This window comes from Leptospira inadai serovar Lyme str. 10, assembly GCF_000243675.2.
Classification (GTDB): Bacteria; Spirochaetota; Leptospiria; order Leptospirales; family Leptospiraceae; genus Leptospira_B; species Leptospira_B inadai.
Genome location: NZ_AHMM02000025.1, coordinates 896,675 through 919,024, shown reverse-complemented (window position 1 = coordinate 919,024; position 22,350 = coordinate 896,675). Strand labels below are relative to the sequence as shown.

Below are 22,350 nucleotides of genomic sequence, written 5' to 3'. Positions count from 1 at the left end.
GATACGAGTTATGAAAAATTTCCTGGAAGCCGCTCTATTCGCTCTCCATTGCCAAAGCTCCGAACCTCCGCGGGTTCAAGAAACAGAAATTCTACTTTCATTACCCGACAAAGAGATTCCCGCAATCCTTTACACACCTAAAAATGATTCGAAAGGAACGATCTTAGCCGTCAACGGCCTCGCTTATTTAGGAAATAAAGATCCGAGATTTGCCGCGGTTTGCCAAGCCGCCTGCGCAGTCGGCTATACGGTGATTTCTCCTTTGCTGAAAGAAGTGACCGAGTTTCGAATCGAAAAAGAGACGATTCAAACTATACAGGACATGATCGTAAGCGTGTCTTCCCATTCGGTTTATTGTCCCAAAGGAAAACTCTCTTATATTGCCCCCTCGTTTTCCGGAAGCATGGGATTGATTGCCGCCTCCAATCCTGAAATTTCGGATCGAATCGAATCCATTTTAACGATCGGCGCCTATTGCGACGTCTCCTCTACTTTGGACTATCTAATGACCTCGCCGGACGGGGACGAGTATGGTCGGATGATATTACTTTATAATTTTATAAAATATGGAATCGGCAACAATAAGGAAGTCGAGAAAGCGATTAAAGCCTGCGTTCTAGACGGAAGCTACGGGCGGGAAATATCGGAATTACCCGGAATACTCCAATCGATAAAATCCATGAATCGAAAAATTTTCGAGGAATTAAGAGACAACCCGACTTACAGACAGGAGATTTGGCGCAAGATCCTGGATAATGCCGGAAAAAAAGCGTCTTTCTTAAAGGATTTACAGGTAAAAGATAAGTTAGAGTCCATATCCTGTCCGATTTCGATCGTACATGGACTCGAGGATAAAGTGGTCCCACCAGCGGAAGCGGTGATTATGGCGAAGGCCCTATCAAGTAAAAAAGTAAAGCTCGTTTTAACTCCGCTAATTTCTCATGGAGACGTCGGAATTTCCCTAAAGACGATTCCGGCTATATTCGATTTAATTAATGGATTTGCGTTCTTTTTCAAGCATATCGGTCAATCCGGAACTTCGCCTGAAAAAAAGGCGGACCGAGAGACGGTCGCCGCATAACGAACCGGACTAAATTCGATACCGTTCGTGAAGACGAAAAATCCGAATTTGGCTAGTTTCGTTCCACCGGAGAAATATCGACGTTGATCCAGTACTCGTCTCCGTAATCGAAGAAAAGCTCTTCTCCAGCCCGAATTTTTCGAAGGGCCTCGAAGCGAGCCGTCTTCCATCGAGTAGATACAACTAATTTAATATTCGGTTTCGTACTATGGTTAATATAACGGGTGTAGTTGGATTTTTTTCCTTCCCCGTAGATCCAATGATCCTTGCAGATCCAGAGTAAGTATTTCGATTCACAGTATTTGGACGAGTTTGCCGATTTATCATCCAAAACTCTACCGGTATAGTAGCCGACCGTATCGCCTTTTTGAACGTCTTCCTTGGGAAAAAGGCCCATTCCAATTCCGGGAATATGAGATTCCCGAATCTCGAAGTCTGCTTCAACAAATATTCGACGACGGCTACGCTTACGTTGCACTTGCATCTTCGAAATACTATCCTCCTAAAAGATAATAGCTTTTGTCCCAATGAATAGGACGGCCTCACTTTGTCTATCCTCTATTCGTTTATCGGTGTATCTATCTTTTGCTATAAGAGATAGAATCGCGTCTTCGATTCGAATTACTTGAGTGAGGCATCGGGAATCGGTCGACCCCGGATACCGATAGGTTTATTCGTTCGATACGGAAAACAATTTAAAGGGAAACCGCTTGTCTCTTAAACATCCGGGATGTTTTCTTCCTATAGAATGGAAAAACCGTATAGAAAGAACGTCGGAATGGTCGTCTTTAATTCAAATGGAGACGTACTGGTAGGGGAACGAACTAACTTCCGAGGATCCTGGCAATTCCCGCAAGGAGGCATCGACGATGGAGAAGGTTCGGAAGATGCCGCACGCCGCGAACTTTACGAGGAAGTCGGTATTCAGAACGGCATCATAATTTATGAATTCCCCGAATGGATACAGTACGACTTCCCGGAAAACCTCACCCTGAATAAGCATCTAAAGAAATTCAGAGGACAAACGCAAAAGTGGTTCCTATTTTATTGGAACGGGATCGCGGAAGATTGCCGATTGGACGTTCATGAACGCGAATTCGAAAGAGTCCGTTTTATTCCTATCCGCGATTGTCTCACGACCGTAGTTCCATTTAAACGCGATGTTTACGAAAGACTCGTTACGGAATTTGAACCTAAGATTAGGTCTTACTTATCAAGAGGACCCGAACTTTGAGCGAACATTCCATTTATACACCGGAGTCCGGTCCTCCCGTTCCGGATCCAAGACTTCGCACCCTTTTTCTAAAATTAGGCGAGGAAAAATTACGAAGTCTAGTCGTCGATTTTTACGGAAAAATTCCTTCCAGCCCCATAGCTTGGATGTTTCCGGAAAATTTAGAACCAAGCATACAAAAGTCCGCCGATTTTTTAATTCAAGTAGTGGGTGGACCTCCTTATTATGTGGAAAGGTACGGACCGCCTAGAATGAGAGCGAGACATCTTCCTTTCCCAATAGATGAGAAATCTCGGAGAGCTTGGCTTTCCTGTTATCGCGAAGCGATTCAGAACTGGGAAGTGGATCAAGAATCGAAGGATATCATTTGGGAATTTCTGCAAGGCTTCTCGGCATGGATGGTAAACAAGGCCTGAAACGAAGTATTTCTTGTTTCAAATTCGACGCTGATTCTTAGAATATTCTTTTTTAGGAGGGCGAATGGCAAGTAAGAACCAAACCAGAGCGAAAATCAGAATACGAGGAGCCGTTCAAGGAGTCGGATTTCGTTACTTCGTTTTACAACGGGCGCAGGAATGCAGACTCACAGGTTACACGATGAATCTTCCGTCCGGCGAAGTCGAAGTAGTCGTCGAAGGGGACAAAGTCTTTATAGAAGATCTGTACAAGGCAGTCCAACGAGGTCCTTCTAAAGCGAAAGTCGTCGAAACGACGATCCAATGGGAAGAACCCAAAGGGAATTTTAGAACATTTGAAATCAAGCGTTAGCAGCGGATTAAATTACTGACGAATCGATTCTTTGAGACGAAAATGGCTTATATGAAGAAGGTGAAACGGGCGTTTCTCCGAAAAGGTAAAGTTAATCTTTTCTTCCAAGCTCTGTTATTTTCCTTACTATTCCTTCAAAATTCCGGCATAGTCGGAGTGAATCTAGTTCAGTCCGGCTTCGAACCGCTCTCTCCTATTTACGTCGTTCAAGAAGATAAAGGAATCCTACGTTTAGTTTCCGTATCCCCAACAAACGGAAAAACCAAATTAATCTATACGGGAGCCTTGGAGAAAGGGCTCCCGATATTTCGTAAGCAGAATTATATATTATTTAAGACTCGTAAGGAACTCTTTCTACTAAACCTAACATCAGGGAAAGGTAAAACCGTTCCGGGTTCTAAGGATGCGTTTCCGGGAAATTCCGGTTTTTTTAGAGGAAAACCTTGGCTTTTGTTCTCACGAAAAACCAGCGAACGATGGGAGACGGTCGTCTTCGATTATGAGAAAGAAAAGGAAGTGAGCGTCGCGCCGGGACTCCAACCGTTTATATCGGCCGATCAAAATTACGTGTATTTGGTGGGAAACGAGGTTAAATATTCGGAACACGGCGAAGACTCGACGCGAGTGCCGATTCATAAATTTTCGACCGAAACCGGCATAATAGCTACTTTAGCATGGATCGAAACAGGAAAAGAAAAATTACAAATTCTAGATGTATATTCCTTACTAGACGACCTTGTGGTCGTTCGCGCGGCCACCGAAAAGGAAAATAAACTGTATATTTTGGGGGCCTCGCAAGGCGAGCTAGTTAAGCTGGACAGGCCCTTTTATCCCCCCAAAACGGAAGGGAATTCGAAGGAACAATTTAGTCTTAGCGTCGGAACCGACGGCAGGACGGTTGCTTTTACGGAACGTTCGGAAGGAAAATCCAGTTATATAGTTGTCGTCGACTTGGTCGCTAAACGCAGATTCGAATCGTCTTATTTAGGTTCCTTCCCGGTCGTTAAGAACGGTTACGCATATTTTTTAGGAGATCCTAATATTGTGAACGGTAGTAAGGACGGCGAATATAAGCCGTATACTAGCTTTACTTTGTACGCATTGGACTATAAGAAAGATCAAATTCGTGTGATCACACCGCTTTACGGGAAAGCCGAATTATTGGAGTAAAACGACCGACGCCCGCAGATCAAATTACTTTCAAAAATTCCTGTCTGAGCATCTCGTACTTTCTACGAGATTGGCTTTCTCCTTCCAATTTTCTGTCAAGTTGATCATAGTCGAGCACCGAAAGAAGGTGAAATACTTCGGATAGAAGAGATCTCCTAAAACCTACAAAAAAAGCCATTCGGTACAGCCATGGAACTTTTTTTCCTAAGCAAGCTAAAGCGGCTCCGCAAAAAGCCTCGCGAAACACCTCTTTATTGAACCAGGCCCCCATGCGATTTCGCCTAGCATAAATCATTAATAGAAACGATAATGCGGTTTCAGAATCGAAGGAATATTTGTCCTCTAATTCGCCGAAAATCGCCAAGACCGTCTCTTCCGAATTAGGACAAACGCATAAACAAGGCCCCTTTGTGCCAAAGTATACGATACTAAGAAATTGGGGATCTTCCTCCAAACTTCTAGGGAGCTTTGTTCCGGAAAAATCTGCTCCTTCCAACCTTAGGAATCTTGCCATAGGCGGATCCGCCCCGGGAAGAGCTTGGCGTAAACCTCGTTCGATCTTGCGATTTTCCAACTCCTTCTTATACTCGTCCGAAGAGATCGCCTTCGTACCGATCGACGATAAGATCGCCAAGATATCCGCTTCAAAAGAAGAAACGATTCTTTGCGAAAATTTTTTCCATTCGCCTACAAACATCCTATCTCTCGCGAATGTCGGAGTTTCTATTAAGTCGTCGTAAGAAACGTCCAAGAAGGATTCCCGATACGTTCGAATTTCATTTTCAAGATTAGGGACCGCGTCGGTTAATTTCGGTAGTAACTGATATCGATAAAGATTCTTCGCTTTTTTAAAAAGAGAATCCGCTTCCGCCTCCGGAACGTAAACATAGCCGAAATTTTTTGTCGGAATTACAAAACCCTCTTCCCGCATAAAGGCATCGATCTGTTCTTCCGCCTCCGCTATAGAATCGTCTCGGAGAAGCTCAGGCATGCGGATTCTTTCCAAGTAACCTTTTAAAACTTCGTCGGAAGAACGCCGTGGCCCGTTCCATTTTCCGGAAAGAATTTCCTCTAAAAGAATGTCCAATTTGCGGTTTCGATTTGTTTGATTCTCTATCGTGTAATTTCTAACGGCCCAAGCCGATCGGCGATGTATTTCCAGGACTAAATTCTTAAAGGCTTCTCGATCGCGAGTGTTGTCTCCTTTGGCCGAAACGAGATGTAATACTATTTCCCCTTCCCGTTTTTCCTTACGGTATTTTATTCGCGGAACCAGAACGACCAGACCTTCCTTTAAAAGCGATTCCACTCTCGAGTAGGTTTTACGATCCCAATCGGTCTCCGCGTTCAACGTGGGAAGCTTCCCGTCCGACAATCCTTCCGGACGGGAATTGATTATAGATAACGTCAGTAGGCTTTCCGTTTCCGTGTCAAAGTAAGAGCGAGGTCCCGAATGAATTTTTAGCTCCATTCGTAAACTCGGATGATTTACTCTTTCGACGTTTTCCTTCGCAGAAGACTCGAGTGTGTCTACTTTCATAAGTGAAGGTTCCCCGATTCCCTTCCTTCATTTAACACCAATTTTGCCTTAGTTGCTCTCAAAATTTCATTCGTTTATCTCTTTTTTTAAATATTCGAATCTTTTTCTTAATACGAAAGGATTAGATTATAATATTTTAAACTACTTACTTTCTCATAAGAGACATAGATTTAAAGACGGTAAATTTTTCATGAGCCTAGGTACGCCCGGCGGCGATATGCAAACGCAAGGTATTATTCAAACTTTTTTGAATATAGTCGTTTTCGGAATGAATCCTCAAGAAGCGGTTAACGCACCTCGCTTTCGTTCTTTAAACTGGCCGGATTCCTTTTCTCCTCACACCTACTATCCCGGCCGAATCGAGTTGGAAAAAGAAATCTACGATAAGAATGCTGAGACTCTTAAAGCGATCGCTTACGAAGTACATGGACGTGAAAAATGGGAATACGATTTTGGAGCCCCTTGCGTCTCCTTGCGCGATCCGAAGACCAGCAAACTCTTCGGAGGCGCGGACCCTAGAAAAGAATCTTGGGCCGAAGGAGAATAAAATCGCCGTTTTACTTTACCCTAGCTATGGGAAAGTCTTGTCCATGTTGAGCGGTATAAGGATATTGCTCTTTTTTAAAATACTCTTTGGCGATCTCGGGGACTCGTCGGTTAATGTAAGGTATTAATTCGCCTACCGATACGGTCTTTGTTTTACCGGCTTTCCCCTCCAAAGCTTCCAATATGCTAGTAGTTAACAACCCGTGACCGGTTATGATGGATTCCCATGCATATTGCTTCTTCAACGAGGCCGCCACTACCCAGACACCCGCGGTTTTGGCCAATATTCCTAAGGCCGCCTGATCTTCCGATCCGCCTCGCATCGTGACAAGCCAATCTCCGCCGGATTGGCAAGTGTCGATCATTACGAATTTCTTAGTGGCATCTATTCTGGAAATGAATTTGATTAACTCCTGTTGAGAAAGACCCGACTGAATCGCTTGGATGTTATTCCCAGGATTTTCTTGGGGCAAAAAATAATACGTGCGTTCCTCGGAAAGTCCATGACCTGCGATATAGATCACCGCCACGTCCTCGGGCCGGGCCTTCTCGGCAACGGAAGAAAATACCCGCTCGATTCCGCTCTTAGTCGCATCTTTATCGAATGCTTCATACACGTGAGTAGCGGAAAAAAGATCACCGGCCTTTTCCCGAATCGAGTCGCGAATCGCTTTTGCATCCGCGACCGCATATTTTAGATTCAAATCGGTATTCTTATATTGGTCGATTCCTATAACGACTATGTGTAAGGCCGGTTTCGGAACGGGACCCGAAACTTGATTCGAATCGATATTTAAATTTTTAGAGTAGGCGGCCATACCGAGTTGACTCTTAGCAACCGCTTGAAATGTATTTGCACCGGAAATGAGAGAGGCGGAAATTTTTTGGAGAATGCATTTTCCTTCGTTTTGAATCTTAATTCCCCGAATTTTTTCCAAATCGATTAGCGAACCGTTATGATATAAAAGAAGTTCCTTTACGCCGCCCCCGGTATCGCAGGATTTGATTTCCAAATCGATTTTTTGATCTTTAGGCCTAGGCGTAGCCGCGATCGTCAACAAGATGGACGGTGCCGGCGATTCCTTATATAATTCGGCGATATTTTTTTGAGGTTTGGCCCCGTTGACTTCGCTTAATAATTCAGAATAAAGATTGGGCGTGTATAACCTGTCGAAAAACTGATCTATATTCACTACTTGGCCGGATATTTTATCCTCGAATTCGATGGAGTCCGCGGAATGGGAATCGTCGTACTCGAATCGCCCGTCTTCGGTAAATACGACCTTTCCACGTTCGGTCAATATAACGTTACCTAGACGCTTTCCTTTTAAATTCCAAAATATGTGAGAACCGTCCGTGCTTGAGGTGATTAAGATTTCTCCCTTATGCAAAAATTTTATATCGGTCAAATCCTCGGTATGACCCTCCAATTCCGCTATGATTTCGCCGGATAAATTCCAGATTCTTGCAGTCCTATCCTGACTCGCGGTTGCGATTAATTTTCCACCGGGAGAAAAAGTAATTCCTGAAAGCGAAGAAGAATGTCCCAAAAATTCCCGAATCTTTTCCCCCTTAAAATTCCAAAGAATGGCTTTGTTATCGAGACCGCCGGATGCGAAGACCGAATTATCGGGCGAAATCGCTACCGTCGAAACTGACGCTCCGTGTCCCTCCATTTCTTTTAACAACTTTCCTTTAACCTGCCAGATCGAAATTTTTCCGTCGTCGGAACCGGCTACGAGAAACTTTCCGTCTTTCGAAGCGTCGATCGAAGTAATTGCGTCGGTGTGAAAAACATAACGATAAACTAATTTACCTGCAAGATCCCATTGATAAATTTTTCCGTCGTCGGACGCCGTAAAAAAACTTTTTCCGTCGGGCGCAAACAAAACCGCTTGAATCCATCCCTCGCTGCTATGAGTCGATAATAGCTTTCTGCCGTCGCTATCCCATAGGGTAGCCGTATCTCCGTCGCCTTTCGTAAGAATTTTATCTCCAAGAGGCGAAAAGGAAACGGATGTCACCGGACTAGTATTTTCGGATAGGGTTAAGAACTTCCGATTGTTAAGACTCCAGATTCTTGCGGTTTTATCCTCGCATCCTGAAACGAACGTATTACCGTCCGAGGAAACCGAAATACTTAATACTCCGGAAGAACGGGCGATTCTAGGAATAAAAGTTTCCTCAACGATATCGGATTCGATTTCCGGGCGGAGAGGAGTCGATCCTTCTACCGCTAAAAGAACTGCGGCGATCACAGCCATCGAATACCATCTTTTCATAACGAAAACCCTCTCTGGCTCATCGAAATTATTCCGATCGCGCGGGTTCCGATTTTCCGCCCAACTGAGGATTTATGATTACCGGTAATGAATCCTTTCCAAGCGGATAATAAATGATTTTATTATTCGGATTTTCCAACGCCTTATATTGGATATATTTCGTCGTCAACTTGCTATTGATCATCTCTTGAGCTTCGGCAGTTGCTCTAGCTTTGATCACGCTGGACTTAGCTTCCGCTTCGGCTTCGATAATGCGAATTTCCGCTTCTCGTTTCGCTTTCATGCGTTCCATTTCATTATCCTTTTGAGTGATTCGGATCTGAAACTTCATCGCTTCCAACTGCTGTTCTTTCGTTAACTTCTCTTCGATAGCCTGGAAAATTTTCTGACTATAATTTATATCGCTCAATACCACATCGTCGACTTCTACATGCTTACCCTGAATACGCCTAGTGACTTCGGTTTTGATCTCCTTTTCGATGTCGGGCGTCTTTTTGGAAATTTGTATCATCGGATAACTCGTCATCACGTTCCGAATGCATGTACGAAATTCGGGTTGCACGACCATATTATAAAAATCGCGACCGATTTTGGTTTGTAAATCGAAGACCTCCTCCACGATCGGCTTAATAATGATCGTAGCGATAACCTCGATTCTCAAATCGTCCCTAGTAATAACTTCCACTTTTTCGGTGTGAGATTGAAGTTGGACAGGATACTGTATTACTTGTTCGAAAAATCCGATCGGATAATTTCCCGGTGGAAGGGACTTTTTTTCTAAGGTTCGGTTCCAAGGATCGAACCTTAGTCCGACATGTCCCGGCGGAACGGTCGCGTAACAGCCCAGCAACGAAAAAATCAAAAACATGCCCCACCAAATTCTTTTCTTCATTCTCATAACTCTCCGATAAAATTAACTGTCCACTGACTCGGGCCTTCGGGAACTTCGCCGAATTTTCCGTTTTAACCGAACTTGACTATAGTTCGTTTATTCGCTAGTTACAATTCATTTTCCAATTCGACCCCTTCGAACTATCGGAACGTTTCCGTAACAATTCACACTTTATATGATTCCAAAAATTCTTGCGAAGGATACCGCTCCTAGGTATCTTCATCCTTGCGTAGATTCCCGGTAGTTTCCGACGGAATCGATCGAAGGAGATCCCGTTGAAAAAAAGAAGACTCGGTAAAAGCGGCATGGTAGTTTCCGAAATTTGCATGGGAACCATGACATTCGGATCAAGTTGCGAAGAACGGGAAGCGCATCGCATTTTAGACAGAGCCTTTGACGCGGACATCGATTTTTATGACACTGCGGAAGTCTATCCGGTTCCGCCTGAGGAACGATACGTACATGAAACGGAACGAATTTTTGGGAAATGGCTAAAAACGAAAAAAAGGGAATCGATTCTTATAGCGACTAAGGTCTGCGGCCCCGGGCACAGCTGGTTCTCACCTCCGGTTCGTTCGGGCAAAACGGCTTTGGATAAACGAAATATTAAAATCGCAATCGAAGGCAGCCTCAGGAGATTAGGGACCGATTATATCGATTTATACCAAACTCATTGGCCCGATCACGATTTCGGATACGAAGAAACCTTAGCGGCTTTGACCGAATTAATAGACGAAGGTAAAGTTCGTTATATCGGCAGTAGCAACGAAACCGCTTGGGGAACGATGAAGAGCCTCTCGGTTTCCGAAAAGAATTCTTTTGCAAGATACGAATCGATTCAAAATAATTTCAGCATTTTAAATCGAAGATTTGAAGACGCATTATCCGACATTTGCCGTAGAGAAACGATCAGCCTATTGCCTTATTCTCCTTTGGCGGGCGGAGTATTAACCGGAAAATATAACCTACCCTCTCCGCCCGAGAATGCAAGATTTAGTCGTTATGCGAAGCTTCCCACCGAAAGGCAGCGTCGAATGGCCAATCGATTCTTAAACGAAGGAACTCTCTCCTCCGTTTCCGAGTTGAGTAAAATCGCCGAAGAAGCCGGGGTCAGCGTAGCGGTACTTTCGGTGGCCTGGTCCAAACAACACGATTACGTCGCCTCCACGATCATAGGAGCCAATACGGTCGAACAATTGGAGGAAAACTTAAAAGCCGTCGATTTACTTTTATCGGAAGATATATTAAAGAAAATTGATGAAGTATCGAGAAAAATTCCTTATCCTATGGGTTAATCGTCGAAGCCCACTTCGTATTCGGAGATCGTCTCCATTTTTTGCCCGTTAAAGTTAGGAAACGATTTAAAGAAGCTTGCGATCAGATAGGGCACTACGTCGAATAAGTATCCCGAGCGCCCTTCGCCTTCTATATTAGCCTCCAATAATACGCTAAACGGCTTTCCTCTATAGACTCGTCCGTCATAAATAAGCATTTTGAAGATAATGTCGTAATAGCTCGTATCGTAATAACTTCGAGTGTAGGACCGTTGGTACGCGCCGTACCCGCCCCCGAAATAATAACCTCCGTAGCCGGAATACATTCCGTTACTTCCGTAACCGCCCGCTAAACCGCCCAAAAAAGGAATACCGAATGAACCCCTAACCGTGTCTCCGTCCGAATGATAACGCAGTCCTCTACGGGTTAGCCAACCTCCGCTGGCCCCCAACGGGATCGAATTCGGAATTACGGTCCCTCTAGGATAGGTTAAGATATCGTAAGCGATTAAAAGATCCGCTCGATTCATCTCGACTTCTCGGAAGCCTTTCTCGATGAATTTCGATCTAATGAGGTCTTCGTGTTCCGCGATCTGGATGCGACTCGCCTCTCCGACGAAAGGAAGAAATGCGAAAGTTTTTGCGTATAAGGTAATCTGACGCGACTGACTAACCTCAACCCCGGATTTCACGACTAACGGTGAACAGGAAATCGAGTAAATAAACAGAAGGAGAAATCGAATCCTCATGTTCTAGCCTTCCTTGTTAGACGAATGAGACCTTCCTATAAACAAAATAGGCTCAAAATTTTTTTATAACAAATCGTCGGAAAAAGTCTTTAGATCACCGATCTTTCATTTCGATGAATCGAACGGAAAATCTGAAGCTACCTTTAACGGAAATTATTATTACCTATCGCTTATGAAGTAGCTTTTCCAGATCTTCGTTTAAACCGAACAGGACCAGAATATCGTTTTCCTTAAGAATCATATGCGGCTGGAGAATTCCGAGAATTTCCTCGGAGCCTTGATTCTTACGATTTTTTTTCGGACGTTTGACCGTAACCAAGTTAAGATTCCAGTCTTCTCTTATTCTGCACTCGGATACGGTTTTTCCCAACATATGCTTCGGTAAAACCGTCTCTAATATACGATATTCGTCCCCGAGCGAAGTCACTCCCTTTACTCCCCGATAAATCAGTTGCTGAGCCATCGAATGAGCAGCCTCCGACTCGGGATTGAAGAGGTTCGTAATACCCAGCATTTGTAAAACTCTCTTGTTTAAATCGGATTGATATCGAGCGTAAATAGTTTCGACTTCTATTTTTTTAAGAACGTCGGCAGTCACTATGAGATTTTCAAAATTATCTCCGATGGCCAAAACGACGGCATCCATCTCGTCTATGCCGTGCTCAAGTAACTCGGTCTCATCGGTAGAATCGATCGCTACCGCATACGTACAATACTCTTTGATTTTATCCACTTTGGATTGATCTTGATCGACGGCCGTAACTTCCTGTCCCTCTTCGTACAATCGTTTGACTAATTCGGAGCCGAAGTCTCCCAATCCTATGACCGCGATCTTTTTCCTTTTCATCTAGCCCTATTCCTTCAGCCTACAACGACATATTCTTCGGGATACCAATATCTTCTAGCCCTTCTCTTCGGAACAAACGCCAAAAGAAACGTCAAAACCCCGACCCTTCCTACGAACATAACCGCGCACAGTATTAACTTTCCTACTGTTCCTATTTCCGCCGTTACCCCCCGAGACAATCCGGTCGTTCCGTAGGCGGATACGACTTCATAACAAATATCTAAAAAAGGCATCGGTTTTTCGAAACAGATAATACCGAAGATTCCTAAAAATATCACAAATAAGGAAAGAATGATCGCAACTGACGCTCTTGCCAGCGAACTTTCCGCCAACGTCCTTCCGAATATGTCCACTCTATCCTTTCCTACCAAATATTGGTGGAACTGCAAAACCGAAACGGCAAAAGTCGAAGTCTTAATTCCCCCGCCCGTCGAGTTTGGCGAAGCTCCGACCCACATCAAAAACAAACTGATAAAAATTATCGGGGAACCCATCTTGGCCATATCTAACGTATTGAAACCCGCAGTCCTAGTCGATACGGAATAAAATAAAGAATGAAACGCCTGATCATACCAAGGCAATCCTTTCAAACTCAGATCTCTTTCTAAAAACCAGTAGGAAATCCAACCTAGTGATAAAAGAAATCCTGTGGTTATCAAAATCAACTTCGTGCCTACCGTTAAACGAATCGAATTGAGTCTTCTTAAAAACCATATTTTCTTGATTAATTGGCTTACTGTCGGAAATCCGAGCCCTCCGAGAACGATCAAGACCATAATCCCCGAAAGCATTCCGTACGATTCCTTTACGAACTCCTGCGCCAATCCCTTCGGAAAAAGCGAAAAGCCCGCATTGCAAAAGGAACTAATAGCGTGGAATATGCTATAGAAAAATAAACTCTCATTCTGAACCGCACTTCCTTTCGGAAAAACGCAATAGATGTAAAGCGCTCCGATGGCTTCGATCGAAAACGTGAGGTACGCGACTTGTCTCAAAATTGAGCCGGCTCTTCCGATCGTCTCTTGACTGAACAAGTCTTTGACTAGTAACTTCTCCGTTACCGAGACTTGGCCTTCCAGAACGAGCGAAAAAAATACCGTTAAAGTCATCAGACCGAGTCCACCTAATTGAATGAGAGAAATCAGAATTACTTGGCCCGTTCCGGTCAGTTGGGAACCGACATCGATCGTGCTTAAACCCGTTACACAAACGGCGCTGACTGCGGTAAAAAATAAATCGATCAAAGGAGTTTCGATCGCCTGAGCTCGAGGCAAGGATAACGATGCTGTACCTAACGCGATAAGAAAAGCGAAACTCGCCGCCATAATTAGGGAAGGAGAAACTCTTCCGAGAGATACTTTTGCTCTTCTAAGGAAATGGGCAAGACCGCTAAAGAGTAAGGTAAGTTGACTGATCGACAAAAATAGCAGAACCGCTTCCTCTGCTCTAGCTCTTGAAACGACAAACAGCGATTCGATCTCCTTTTCGAAATAGAACTGAAGAACGACAAGAAGTATTGCGGTCGCTTCGAGCTTATGCGAGGAAAGGTAAATTTTGTAGGGATGAAGAGTAAAAACAAAATCTAAAATTTCGTATAGAACTAAATACCAAACCGCAAAAGTCGTCAATAACCGTAGTGGGTGCACCCAATCGTTCGGATAATAAAATCCATAAAGCAATATTAGGAGAACTAAAGATAGAAACCCCGTTAAGGCGAATAAAATTCGAAGAATCGGTCTGATCGATTTTTCGTAAAGAAAGGACAATTCCCCCCAAAACGAAAACCATTTTTCCTTAGAATGCATGACCGGCGGAAAAAGATTCAAGTTATTTCACCTAGAAACTTGCTCTAAGTAAATCCATCTCGAACCTATTTTCAGAATTACGAGTAAACGGACCCAATCCTGGAAACATCGTCGGATGAATCGTTTCGGAAAGTCTATCGGGGACGGTCGGGTTTGGAACGGGGCTTTCGGGCTGATTTTCCAGCTTCATACGATCGTATTCGTTTAAATCCGACCATGCATTCGCAAAAGCCAAACTTGCCCCGACGCCGAAAACGATCCATCCTCCCGGTAACGTCTTTTCATATCCAGGTTTAAAAAAACTTAATACACCGTAAGACAAACCGCCTGCAAGCGGCAGGGTCATAAAAAAGATAATGGAGAATCTTCGAAGTCTTGTTTCGGTGTATGGTTCTCTTTCTTTCCCGAAATCCGTTAACTTTTTTTTTCTATCCCGCTCTTGCGCTTGCTGTCGTTCCAGGGCTTCGACATTCACTTCGCCGGTTATCGGATTAAATAATCCGTCATCCTGCCTAGCCTGAGTCGGGTTTGTAGTTCTGCGTGTTCCCTGAGCTCCCGTCGAAGTCGGGAGCGCGTTCAGAAAAGGAACTTGCGCGTTCTTCGGGTTAACGAGGATCGGTTTATCGAATTTCGGAGGAATAGCGTATTCTTGAAATCCATCCGGAGATTTTTCGTCCTGATAATTTCTTAAATTATAATCGTACGGATCGGAAAAATCGCTCTGAACTTGACCGAAAATGGAATAGCTGGAAAAAAATACAATAAGGCAAGAGGATAAAAGTCGGAACGAAATCCTAGCTGTTAAATGAAAAGAAATTCCGTAAACTTTCATACGATCTCTAAACCTTTTACTTAGAAAGTTCCCGTCTTCCCGATAAAATTTCGGACGTATACGAAAAAGAATCCTTACGAATCTCTTCGAGCAATTCCTTACTGAGACCCATTTGCTCCGCCTTGCTATACTCTTTCCGAATTTCCGTACCGAAAATACCGGGATCGTCGGTCGATATCGTGACTCTGAGTCTTGCATCTACAAAACGCAAAAGCGGATGATGTCTTATATCTCGAACCATTCCGATATACTCATTAGAACTTGGACAGGATTCGATCACGGCATCGGTCGCGGAAATCTTGTCCATACAATAGTTTTGAAAGGCCCTTGTTTCCGACAAGGAGGTTTCGGTAACCGAAATTTCCACCGATTCCGTATGTCGGATGGAATCCAATTCGGCCCCTATTCTATTCTTTGCGGGAAGTTCTCCAAACTTGGCAATTTCCTCCCACCTTTCGTATAAAAATTCCAGGCTGTCTCTTCTCTCGGCTGCCGTTTCGACGAAAATTTCCCCACGATAAGCGTCCGGATTCACGCCTAATGCGATTGCGTGACCTAAACGATGAGCTCCCCATTCGGCGGATTGAAGTACCCACCTGGCTGCCGAGAGTAAACTCTTATCCTGAAAAGATTCTCCTACATGATAAAGAATGGATAATGCCGTAGAAGGTTCGGACCTATTATCCTTATCGACTTGCAGGAAAAAATCCTTTTTACCTTTCGGCGGGAATCCTTCTTCTATATAACAAAAATCTAAACCGACTACGTATTTTCGAATCAGGGAATCCTTTTCCATAAGACCCTTTACAATTTCATATTCCCTAAAAAAATCTCCGTCCCGATGGAGGGAAATAACCAATCTAGATCGCGCCACTCCACCCAATTCCGATTCGGCTTCCGCAAATCCTTCGCAGGCGGCCGCTGTCTTAGCGAATACGTTTTCATCGGTTTCATTCGGAGCGTACATAATCCGATACTCTCCGAATGTGACGCCTTCTTGGAACTGCGCTAGCGTGATCTGCTTGGCTATGAACCGAATTTCGATCGGATCGAATTTCGAGAGAGCGATGATAAGGTTGAACTTGGCTTGGAATTCGGGGAAAGGACCTTTGTGGTTAAAAAGATAAAGCGTTCGAAACGAATCAGGGTCCCGATAGTCCTCGAAGAAAGTCGAGGGTCGAATTTTCTTTCCGTACAACTCCTCGAACGGACGAAGAAATATTTCCCAACGCGGATTCGGATTATTCTTACCCATCTCCCACAATAGTTCCGGACGAATACTTCCGTAGAGATGATTATGAAGGTCTGCAAATTCAGCCTTTATCCCGGTTCCCAAGGTCTGCATAAGCGTAATACCACTTGTTGCAGCTCGACATGGAGAAGAAACCGTTTTTCGAAGAAAAAATGCTGGTTGCGGGACCTCCTATAATGAAGCTGGAAATTCATTGGACACCTTGTTAAAAAAAATACGTAGAACTTATAGATTCAGTCGACTCAATACTTCCATTCTGTTTTTAGCCGTTCCTGTCGTTTTGGCGATGATCAGTCAAACCGTAGTTTGGTCCACGGATTCGATCATGGTCGGTTACTTAGGCAAAGAAGCCTTGGCCGCGATCGGGATGGGAGGAATCAGTTATTACACTCTTGTTGCATTTCTTATCGGGTTTTCCATGGGAATTCAGATTATCGTAGCGAGAAGATTCGGAGAAGGTCGGTCAAACGAAATCGGAAAGATCGGAATTACGACACTTTACTTTTCCCTATTTTTAGGCGCGATCATCACCGCGTTAGGACCGTTCATCTCGTCGCCTCTCATGAATTTGATCGGCGCCGATAAGGCCATCAGCCTTTTAGGAGAGAGCTACTTAACGTATAGATTCTTAGGGAGCGGTTTTTACTTCATCGGTTTTTGTTTTAGAGGATTCATGGACGGCTTAGGATTTACGAAAGCCGGATTCGTGTCGATGGCTGTAACAACACTTTCTAATATTCTTTTGAACTGGATTTTCATATACGGAAATTGCGGAGCTCCCGCAATGGGAATCGCCGGAGCCGGCCTAGCTTCCTCTCTGGCAGGACTTGTCGGATTGCTCGTATTTCCGTTCTTTCTGTTTAAGTATAAAGCGAATCGATATTTTCTAGGTATTCGACCGATTCCGACTTTGACTCATCTACTTGAAATCATTCGAGTCGGAATCCCACCCGGATTAGAGGAAGGATTCGTTAATGTCGCATTCATGATCTTCGTTAAATTCCAGGGCATGATTTCCATCGTGTCGGTAGCAGCGTCCAATATATTGTTTTCGACTTTAAGCATGGCCTTTCTCCCCGGCTATGCTTTCGGAGTTGCAGCCACAACTTTATTGGGTCAGGCGATGGGAGCCGGAAAATATAAATTGGCCTACCACGCCGCTTTCCGATCCGCTTTCTTTTCGGCACACATAATGGGATTGGTCGGTCTGGCATTCATCATTTTCGGGAAAAACATCCTAAATGTCTACACTCAAGATAGGGAATTAATCGCAGAATGCTATCCTGCCTTGGTCCTTCTCGGAGTGATTCAAATCGGGGACGCTTACCATATGGTTATCGGTGCGGCACTTCGAGGCGCCGGATTGCAGGTCCATGTCTTCCGAATTTACATGCTGGTTACGTACTTAATTATGCTGCCTTGTGCTTACCTATTCGGAATTTATTTCAAAGGGGGGACCTTAGGAATTTGGACCGCGATATTTATTTGGATAGCGACCCTCTCCGGGACCTTCGTACTCGAATTTAGAAGGAAAAAATGGGTGAAAGGAACGGTCTAAACGTTCTTGCCTGGAAAACAAAATCGGTTTTTTTGGTTCCAGAATGAAAAAGGCGCTAATTACCGGCATTACCGGCCAAGACGGATCCTACTTAACAGAACTTCTCTTGAGCAAAGACTATGAAGTCCATGGGATCGTGCGCCGATCCAGCTCATTGAACCGGGACCGCATCGAGCATCTACGCGGAAATCCACGGTTGTTTTTGCATTACGGAGATTTGACGGATTCCAGTAATTTAAATCGGGTTTTAGAGAAGGTTCAACCCGAGGAAATTTATAATTTAGCCGCCCAATCTCACGTGGGTGTTTCGTTCGAAGTTCCCGAATACACTGCGGAAGTGGATGCGGTCGGAACTTTAAGAATCTTGGATGCTATCAAGCAAACGGGAGTTAAATCCCGCTTTTACCAAGCCTCCACCTCGGAGCTTTACGGAAAAGTCCAGGCCATCCCTCAGGACGAAAAAACTCCATTCTATCCTCGATCACCGTATGCAGTAGCAAAACTATACGCGTATTGGGCGGTCGTAAACTACAGAGAAGCGTTCGGATTACACGCTTCGAATGGAATTTTATTTAATCACGAATCACCGCGCAGAGGAGAAGGTTTCGTCACTCGTAAAATCACCCTAGGAGTCGCGGGATTACTTTCCGGAAAAAGCGGACCGATCCGACTCGGAAACTTGGACGCAAAACGCGACTGGGGATTTGCGAAAGATTACGTGGAAATGATGTGGATGATGTTGCAACAACCGGAGCCGGACGATTACGTCGTCGCGACCAACGAAATGCATACCGTTCGCGAGTTCGTGGAAGAGTCGTTCAAGCACCTGAATATACAAGTCGAATGGAAAGGATCCGGAGATCAGGAAAAAGGATATGATACGAAAGACGGAAAGCTTCTGGTTCAAGTCGATCCGAACTTCTATCGCCCTGCCGAGGTCGAATTGCTGATCGGTAGTCCTGAAAAAGCCAGAAAGAAACTAGGCTGGGAACCGAAAGTAAAATTTAAGGAATTGGTCGAAATAATGATCAAGTCCGATTGCAAGGCCTTCGGTATTCAGATTTAAAAAGGAGAGGTTTGGGAGAGTTCACCAGCCTTCTCCTCCGTCGGCATCGCGCCATAAATACCAGGAAAAAATCGTTCGGTACGGGGAAAATCTGCCCGCCAGAGCAAGTATCTCTTTTTTGGAATTTCTATGGATTCCAAAATGTCGTTCTATGGATTTACGAAGAATGAGATCATTCAAAGAAAAATGATCCCAACGATCCAGTGCAAACATTAAGACCATTTCCGCCGTCCAAGGGCCGACCCCTTTAATGGAACAAAGAAATTCTAGAACTTTCTCGTCTTCCAGCTTTCTAAGTTTCCGATCGGTGATTTCACCGGAATCGTAAGCCGTAGCGATTCGCCGTACCGTAGCAACCTTCGCAAAGGATAAACCGGCGGATCGCAATTCTTCGGCGCTTAATCCGAGCAAACGATTCGGCTCCGGAAACCGCTTACGACTACCGAATCTTTCGATCACTCGATTCTCCATCGTCGCAGCGGCCTTTACGGATAATTGCTGGCTGATCACGGACTTAATCAAAACGTGATACGGCGACCCGACCATTTTCAATGTGCAAGGTCCGATTCCCGTTATTAGCTTACGCATGACAGGATCCTTTCTTCGAAGCCAGCTTTCCGCCTTACGGAGTCTTACTTCTCGATCCATCCAATCCTGATCATTAGGCTCGTTTTTTGAGCTTCATATCCATTTGGGATTTTTTACGGAAGATCTGAACTAATTTTTCCAGCTCCGCAAGATCGGTGCAGGAAAGTTTTCCTTGATCGAGTTTTATGAATTTATTCTTCGATATCAGATCAAGAACAAGATTCTCGTCTTTAGGATAAGCCAAACCTATCATTTTAAGTAAATCTTTCGTTCCGATTTCAAAGTTATAATTCGCCTTCGCAACGACTTTAACCCTATTTTTTTCCGCGAGAGTGAGAAGAGTGTCGGCGATCCTACCCTGGGGGTCCGTAATAAGTAAATTCGCGAGCTGCTTATAAGCCGTCCAAATTCGCTCGGATAATAAAGTAATCAATCGAGTCGCAAGCTGAGGCTGAGCTTTTACCATTCCCTCGAAGTTCGCTTTATTGATGGCGAGCAATTGGATTTCTTCTCCCCATGCAATCGCGGAAGCGGATCTAGGTTTATTATCCAGCAAAGCCATCTCACCGAAGATATCCCCGCTTTGCAAAACCGCGAGGAGAACCTCGTTTGAATCCACGATTTTCGTAATCTTCACCCTACCGTGTTGAATGATGTACAACTCTCTTCCCGGTTCGTGCTCGCAGAAAATCATTTCGTTATCCGAATAGGAACGGTTGAATTTCGTATAATCGATGGGCGCAGATGCAACCGGCTGATTCATCGTCTGAAGCTTTAGTTTCGCCTGGGTCGCAAATTGGCCGTTGGGTAAATATTGCAGGTATTTTTGAAACGCATAAGCTGCATGAAGATTATTCTTTTGATTAAAGTAATACTCGCCGATCGCAAATAATTGATTCGGATCTTCCTCAACCGCCGAACGAAACGAAAGGCGGGTAATCGTAGAATCGAATTGCCGGAGTTTCATCGAGAAATACCGGATGATTTTCATCGCGACCGGAGTGTTTTTTTGGATCAACGTTCCGAATTGATCGTAGCTGACTTGAATTAAAGAGACGTCGGTTAGCGCGATTGCAGACTCTATCTGAGCATGCTGACTCATGGCGGCCACGACGCCGAAGAAATCGCCCGGACCGAGCAGCTGATTCGGGTCCTCTCCAACCACCTGGTTCTCGCGGGCAACGCGTACCTTTCCCTGCCGGATAATGAAGAAGTTATGGGCTTCTTTCTTACCTTCGACAATGACATAGGACCCTTTCGGGAAATTCACGATTTGAAAGAAGCCGTTGGACATACTTTACCAGTGATTAAAAAATTCCGCCGCCGGAGTTCAACTATAAACTAGTATCGGCTTTTTACCGGAGAATTAGGACCGAAATCCTCGAGTTCTCCTATTTTTCCCGACAAGAATCCGCCTCGGAGGAAGGGCTGAGGTCGGAAAGAACATCCAAACCGGAAAATTCCAAAGCCGCCTTTTCGGCCATCACCCGAGAATATGACTGCCTGCAAATGGATGAAAACACTTCCTTGGCCTGGTCAATTTCTCCCATCTTAGCGAGTAGCCGTCCGGCTTCCAAGTAGGATTCCAATCCGAACTCGCCGGTGGGCTCCATTTTGTAGAGGTTTAGGCTAACTTCCAGAGCTTTTTCGGGGCGATCCAGCTTAAGAAAACAATCCCGCAGTAAAAGCAGGACCTTGGTTCTTTTTGAATTTCCGGGATAGAGTACTAGAAAGCTTCTCAAACTTTCGACGGATTGATAAAACTTTCGATCTTTGAACGCTTCTTCGGCGATCCTGAACAATAAATCCGAATCAGGCGGAAGCGAGTCTTTCGCAGGATTTCCACCTTGGGAAAAGGCGGATGCGGGAATTAACAGTGATAAGAGAAGTACGAATATGAATCGTTTAAAACGATTTTTGAAATAAAATCCGGAAAACAAAGGTACCCATCCGAGACTCGAAGGTCTTCATTATGATTATCAGTCGTTTTCCGGATTTTATGAATTACTTTTTTTTATCTATTTTTTTTCGGTGGAATTCACAGAGGCGATAAAGTCGCCCGGTAGAAGGGTTTTTCTTTGCGACCTTTGTTCCGCAAACTATGCAAAGCCCTTCTTTCCTCCGTCTTTGGTAGAGGAGTTGGACCCGCTCCGCCCCCGATAAGTTATACTTACTAACTTGAATCCGGAATCCTTTATATAGGTAATTCCCGATTGCTTCGACTGCTTGGGTCTTTACCCCTGCGACGATCTTTTCAAGATCATCGTTGGTAACTTTCTTTGGCTTCATAAACGTTAACTGACGTAACAACAGTTACATTCTTACAAAAGTAGTAAAGTGTTTTTAATTTTTCGCATAACGCGAAGTTATTTTTTTACGAAATAATTTTCCTACGATAGAAATGTAAAAAGCGCTCTCTTCGTCGTCGAACAGCGGCAATGTCGACTAACGAATGTTGGTTAATGGAATACCCTTAAAATTGAAAAAAGGCAACGTTAAGACCATTTCCCATAATTCTTCGTCATTTATGGAAATTTATTTCCTATATACGTTCATATAACGGAGGACTTGTGCAACATGCTAACGTATCAATTCGATATATAACGATCCGGCCTTGTTTTTTATACGTATTGATATTAACTCTCTTTTAAGAACGAATTTAAACGAAATCCGAGATTTACGCGTGTATCTTCAACTGAATATTTAACATTTTTATGCTAAATTTAGTTCATCATCCGTATTCCTCCGTTTTGTGAGCGTTTTTATCGTGATTAACAAAATCGGCCCTCGTTAAGATTTGGGCAATTTAAGGGTGCGACTCCGGGGAAAATATCAAGGCGGTATACTTTCAATGTCTAATGGACCA

General features: G+C 44.2%; 21 protein-coding genes and 1 pseudogene. 9 read left to right on the top strand and 13 right to left on the bottom strand.

Annotated features, from left to right (window positions below; genetic code table 11):
* The first annotated feature begins 10 nt into the window (after nt 1-10).
* Nucleotides 11-1,081: an alpha/beta hydrolase family protein gene (locus tag LEP1GSC047_RS20065; RefSeq protein WP_010415534.1), complete on the top strand. Its 1,071-nt coding sequence runs from the start codon at nt 11-13 to the stop codon at nt 1,079-1,081.
* Nucleotides 1,082-1,133: 52 nt separating this feature from the next.
* On the opposite strand, the gene LEP1GSC047_RS20060 is transcribed toward LEP1GSC047_RS20065, so the two are convergent.
* The gene (locus LEP1GSC047_RS20060) at nt 1,134-1,565 is read right to left on the bottom strand and encodes an SET domain-containing protein-lysine N-methyltransferase (protein WP_010415537.1); all 432 of its coding nucleotides are present in this window, start codon (nt 1,563-1,565) and stop codon (nt 1,134-1,136) included.
* A 264-nt stretch (nt 1,566-1,829) separates the two neighbouring features.
* On the opposite strand from LEP1GSC047_RS20060, the gene LEP1GSC047_RS20055 reads away from it, so the two are divergent.
* From LEP1GSC047_RS20055 to LEP1GSC047_RS20040, 4 genes are all read left to right on the top strand, one after another.
* Nucleotides 1,830-2,315 carry an RNA pyrophosphohydrolase gene (locus LEP1GSC047_RS20055; RefSeq protein WP_010415540.1) on the top strand — a complete coding sequence of 162 codons (486 nt, stop codon included), beginning with the start codon at nt 1,830-1,832 and terminating at the stop codon, nt 2,313-2,315.
* Nucleotides 2,312-2,731, top strand: a complete 420-nt coding sequence (locus LEP1GSC047_RS20050; RefSeq protein WP_010415544.1) for a globin domain-containing protein — start codon at nt 2,312-2,314, stop codon at nt 2,729-2,731. Before LEP1GSC047_RS20055 ends, LEP1GSC047_RS20050 begins: the two co-directional genes overlap by 4 nt.
* A 64-nt stretch (nt 2,732-2,795) precedes the next feature.
* Nucleotides 2,796-3,083 (top strand): acylphosphatase, encoded by a 288-nt coding sequence (locus LEP1GSC047_RS20045; protein WP_010415547.1) that lies wholly within the window; start codon nt 2,796-2,798, stop codon nt 3,081-3,083.
* 51 nt (nt 3,084-3,134) lie between these two features.
* Nucleotides 3,135-4,253: a hypothetical protein gene (locus tag LEP1GSC047_RS20040; protein ID WP_010415550.1), complete on the top strand. Its 1,119-nt coding sequence runs from the start codon at nt 3,135-3,137 to the stop codon at nt 4,251-4,253.
* A 19-nt stretch (nt 4,254-4,272) separates the two neighbouring features.
* Here LEP1GSC047_RS20040 and LEP1GSC047_RS20035 read toward each other — a convergent pair whose 3' ends face one another.
* A complete protein-coding gene (locus LEP1GSC047_RS20035) occupies nt 4,273-5,793 on the bottom strand; it encodes a hypothetical protein (protein WP_010415552.1) in 1,521 nt (506 codons plus the stop codon).
* A 169-nt stretch (nt 5,794-5,962) separates the two neighbouring features.
* Here LEP1GSC047_RS20035 and LEP1GSC047_RS20030 point away from each other — a divergent pair.
* Nucleotides 5,963-6,340 (top strand): annotated as a pseudogene (locus LEP1GSC047_RS20030) (gamma-glutamyltransferase); the annotation flags it as partial.
* Between the two features lie 10 nt (nt 6,341-6,350).
* On the opposite strand, the gene LEP1GSC047_RS20025 reads toward LEP1GSC047_RS20030, so the two are convergent.
* Both LEP1GSC047_RS20025 and LEP1GSC047_RS20020 read right to left on the bottom strand, forming a co-directional pair.
* Nucleotides 6,351-8,621 (bottom strand): caspase family protein, encoded by a 2,271-nt coding sequence (locus LEP1GSC047_RS20025; protein ID WP_010415556.1) that lies wholly within the window; start codon nt 8,619-8,621, stop codon nt 6,351-6,353.
* 28 nt (nt 8,622-8,649) lie between these two features.
* Nucleotides 8,650-9,513 carry a prohibitin family protein gene (locus LEP1GSC047_RS20020; protein ID WP_010415558.1) on the bottom strand — a complete coding sequence of 288 codons (864 nt, stop codon included), beginning with the start codon at nt 9,511-9,513 and terminating at the stop codon, nt 8,650-8,652.
* A 305-nt stretch (nt 9,514-9,818) separates the two neighbouring features.
* Between LEP1GSC047_RS20020 and LEP1GSC047_RS20010 the strand changes: the two genes are divergently transcribed.
* Nucleotides 9,819-10,808: an aldo/keto reductase gene (locus tag LEP1GSC047_RS20010; RefSeq protein ID WP_020989135.1), complete on the top strand. Its 990-nt coding sequence runs from the start codon at nt 9,819-9,821 to the stop codon at nt 10,806-10,808.
* Here the strand turns inward: LEP1GSC047_RS20010 and LEP1GSC047_RS20005 are convergent.
* The 5 genes from LEP1GSC047_RS20005 to LEP1GSC047_RS19985 all read right to left on the bottom strand — a co-directional run bounded on the left by LEP1GSC047_RS20005 (nt 10,805) and on the right by LEP1GSC047_RS19985 (nt 16,365).
* A complete protein-coding gene (locus tag LEP1GSC047_RS20005) occupies nt 10,805-11,536 on the bottom strand; it encodes a DUF4136 domain-containing protein (protein ID WP_010415562.1) in 732 nt (243 codons plus the stop codon). The genes LEP1GSC047_RS20010 and LEP1GSC047_RS20005 overlap by 4 nt on opposite strands.
* A 163-nt stretch (nt 11,537-11,699) precedes the next feature.
* Nucleotides 11,700-12,383 (bottom strand): potassium channel family protein, encoded by a 684-nt coding sequence (locus tag LEP1GSC047_RS20000; RefSeq protein WP_010415563.1) that lies wholly within the window; start codon nt 12,381-12,383, stop codon nt 11,700-11,702.
* 14 nt (nt 12,384-12,397) lie between these two features.
* Nucleotides 12,398-14,188, bottom strand: a complete 1,791-nt coding sequence (locus tag LEP1GSC047_RS19995) for a TrkH family potassium uptake protein (RefSeq protein ID WP_039935846.1) — start codon at nt 14,186-14,188, stop codon at nt 12,398-12,400.
* Nucleotides 14,189-14,219: 31 nt separating this feature from the next.
* Complete coding sequence (locus tag LEP1GSC047_RS19990) at nt 14,220-15,020, bottom strand: hypothetical protein (protein WP_020989001.1); 801 nt, start codon at nt 15,018-15,020, stop codon at nt 14,220-14,222.
* A 16-nt stretch (nt 15,021-15,036) separates the two neighbouring features.
* Nucleotides 15,037-16,365 (bottom strand): amidohydrolase family protein, encoded by a 1,329-nt coding sequence (locus LEP1GSC047_RS19985; RefSeq protein ID WP_010415565.1) that lies wholly within the window; start codon nt 16,363-16,365, stop codon nt 15,037-15,039.
* Nucleotides 16,366-16,465: 100 nt separating this feature from the next.
* Between LEP1GSC047_RS19985 and LEP1GSC047_RS19980 the strand changes: the two genes are divergently transcribed.
* Nucleotides 16,466-17,830, top strand: a complete 1,365-nt coding sequence (locus LEP1GSC047_RS19980; protein ID WP_020988998.1) for an MATE family efflux transporter — start codon at nt 16,466-16,468, stop codon at nt 17,828-17,830.
* A gap of 43 nt (nt 17,831-17,873) precedes the next feature.
* Nucleotides 17,874-18,896, top strand: a complete 1,023-nt coding sequence (gene gmd, locus LEP1GSC047_RS19975) for a GDP-mannose 4,6-dehydratase (RefSeq protein WP_010415568.1) — start codon at nt 17,874-17,876, stop codon at nt 18,894-18,896.
* 21 nt (nt 18,897-18,917) lie between these two features.
* Here the strand turns inward: gmd and LEP1GSC047_RS19970 are convergent, their stop codons facing one another.
* The 4 genes from LEP1GSC047_RS19970 to LEP1GSC047_RS19955 all read right to left on the bottom strand — a co-directional run bounded on the left by LEP1GSC047_RS19970 (nt 18,918) and on the right by LEP1GSC047_RS19955 (nt 21,773).
* Nucleotides 18,918-19,544 carry a DNA-3-methyladenine glycosylase family protein gene (locus tag LEP1GSC047_RS19970; RefSeq protein WP_010415571.1) on the bottom strand — a complete coding sequence of 209 codons (627 nt, stop codon included), beginning with the start codon at nt 19,542-19,544 and terminating at the stop codon, nt 18,918-18,920.
* A 13-nt stretch (nt 19,545-19,557) separates the two neighbouring features.
* Nucleotides 19,558-20,778 carry a Crp/Fnr family transcriptional regulator gene (locus tag LEP1GSC047_RS19965; RefSeq protein WP_010415572.1) on the bottom strand — a complete coding sequence of 407 codons (1,221 nt, stop codon included), beginning with the start codon at nt 20,776-20,778 and terminating at the stop codon, nt 19,558-19,560.
* A gap of 97 nt (nt 20,779-20,875) precedes the next feature.
* Nucleotides 20,876-21,424 carry a tetratricopeptide repeat protein gene (locus tag LEP1GSC047_RS19960; RefSeq protein ID WP_010415574.1) on the bottom strand — a complete coding sequence of 183 codons (549 nt, stop codon included), beginning with the start codon at nt 21,422-21,424 and terminating at the stop codon, nt 20,876-20,878.
* 64 nt (nt 21,425-21,488) lie between these two features.
* Nucleotides 21,489-21,773 (bottom strand): LIC10235 family protein, encoded by a 285-nt coding sequence (locus LEP1GSC047_RS19955; RefSeq protein WP_010415576.1) that lies wholly within the window; start codon nt 21,771-21,773, stop codon nt 21,489-21,491.
* Between the last annotated feature and the right edge of the window lie 577 nt (nt 21,774-22,350).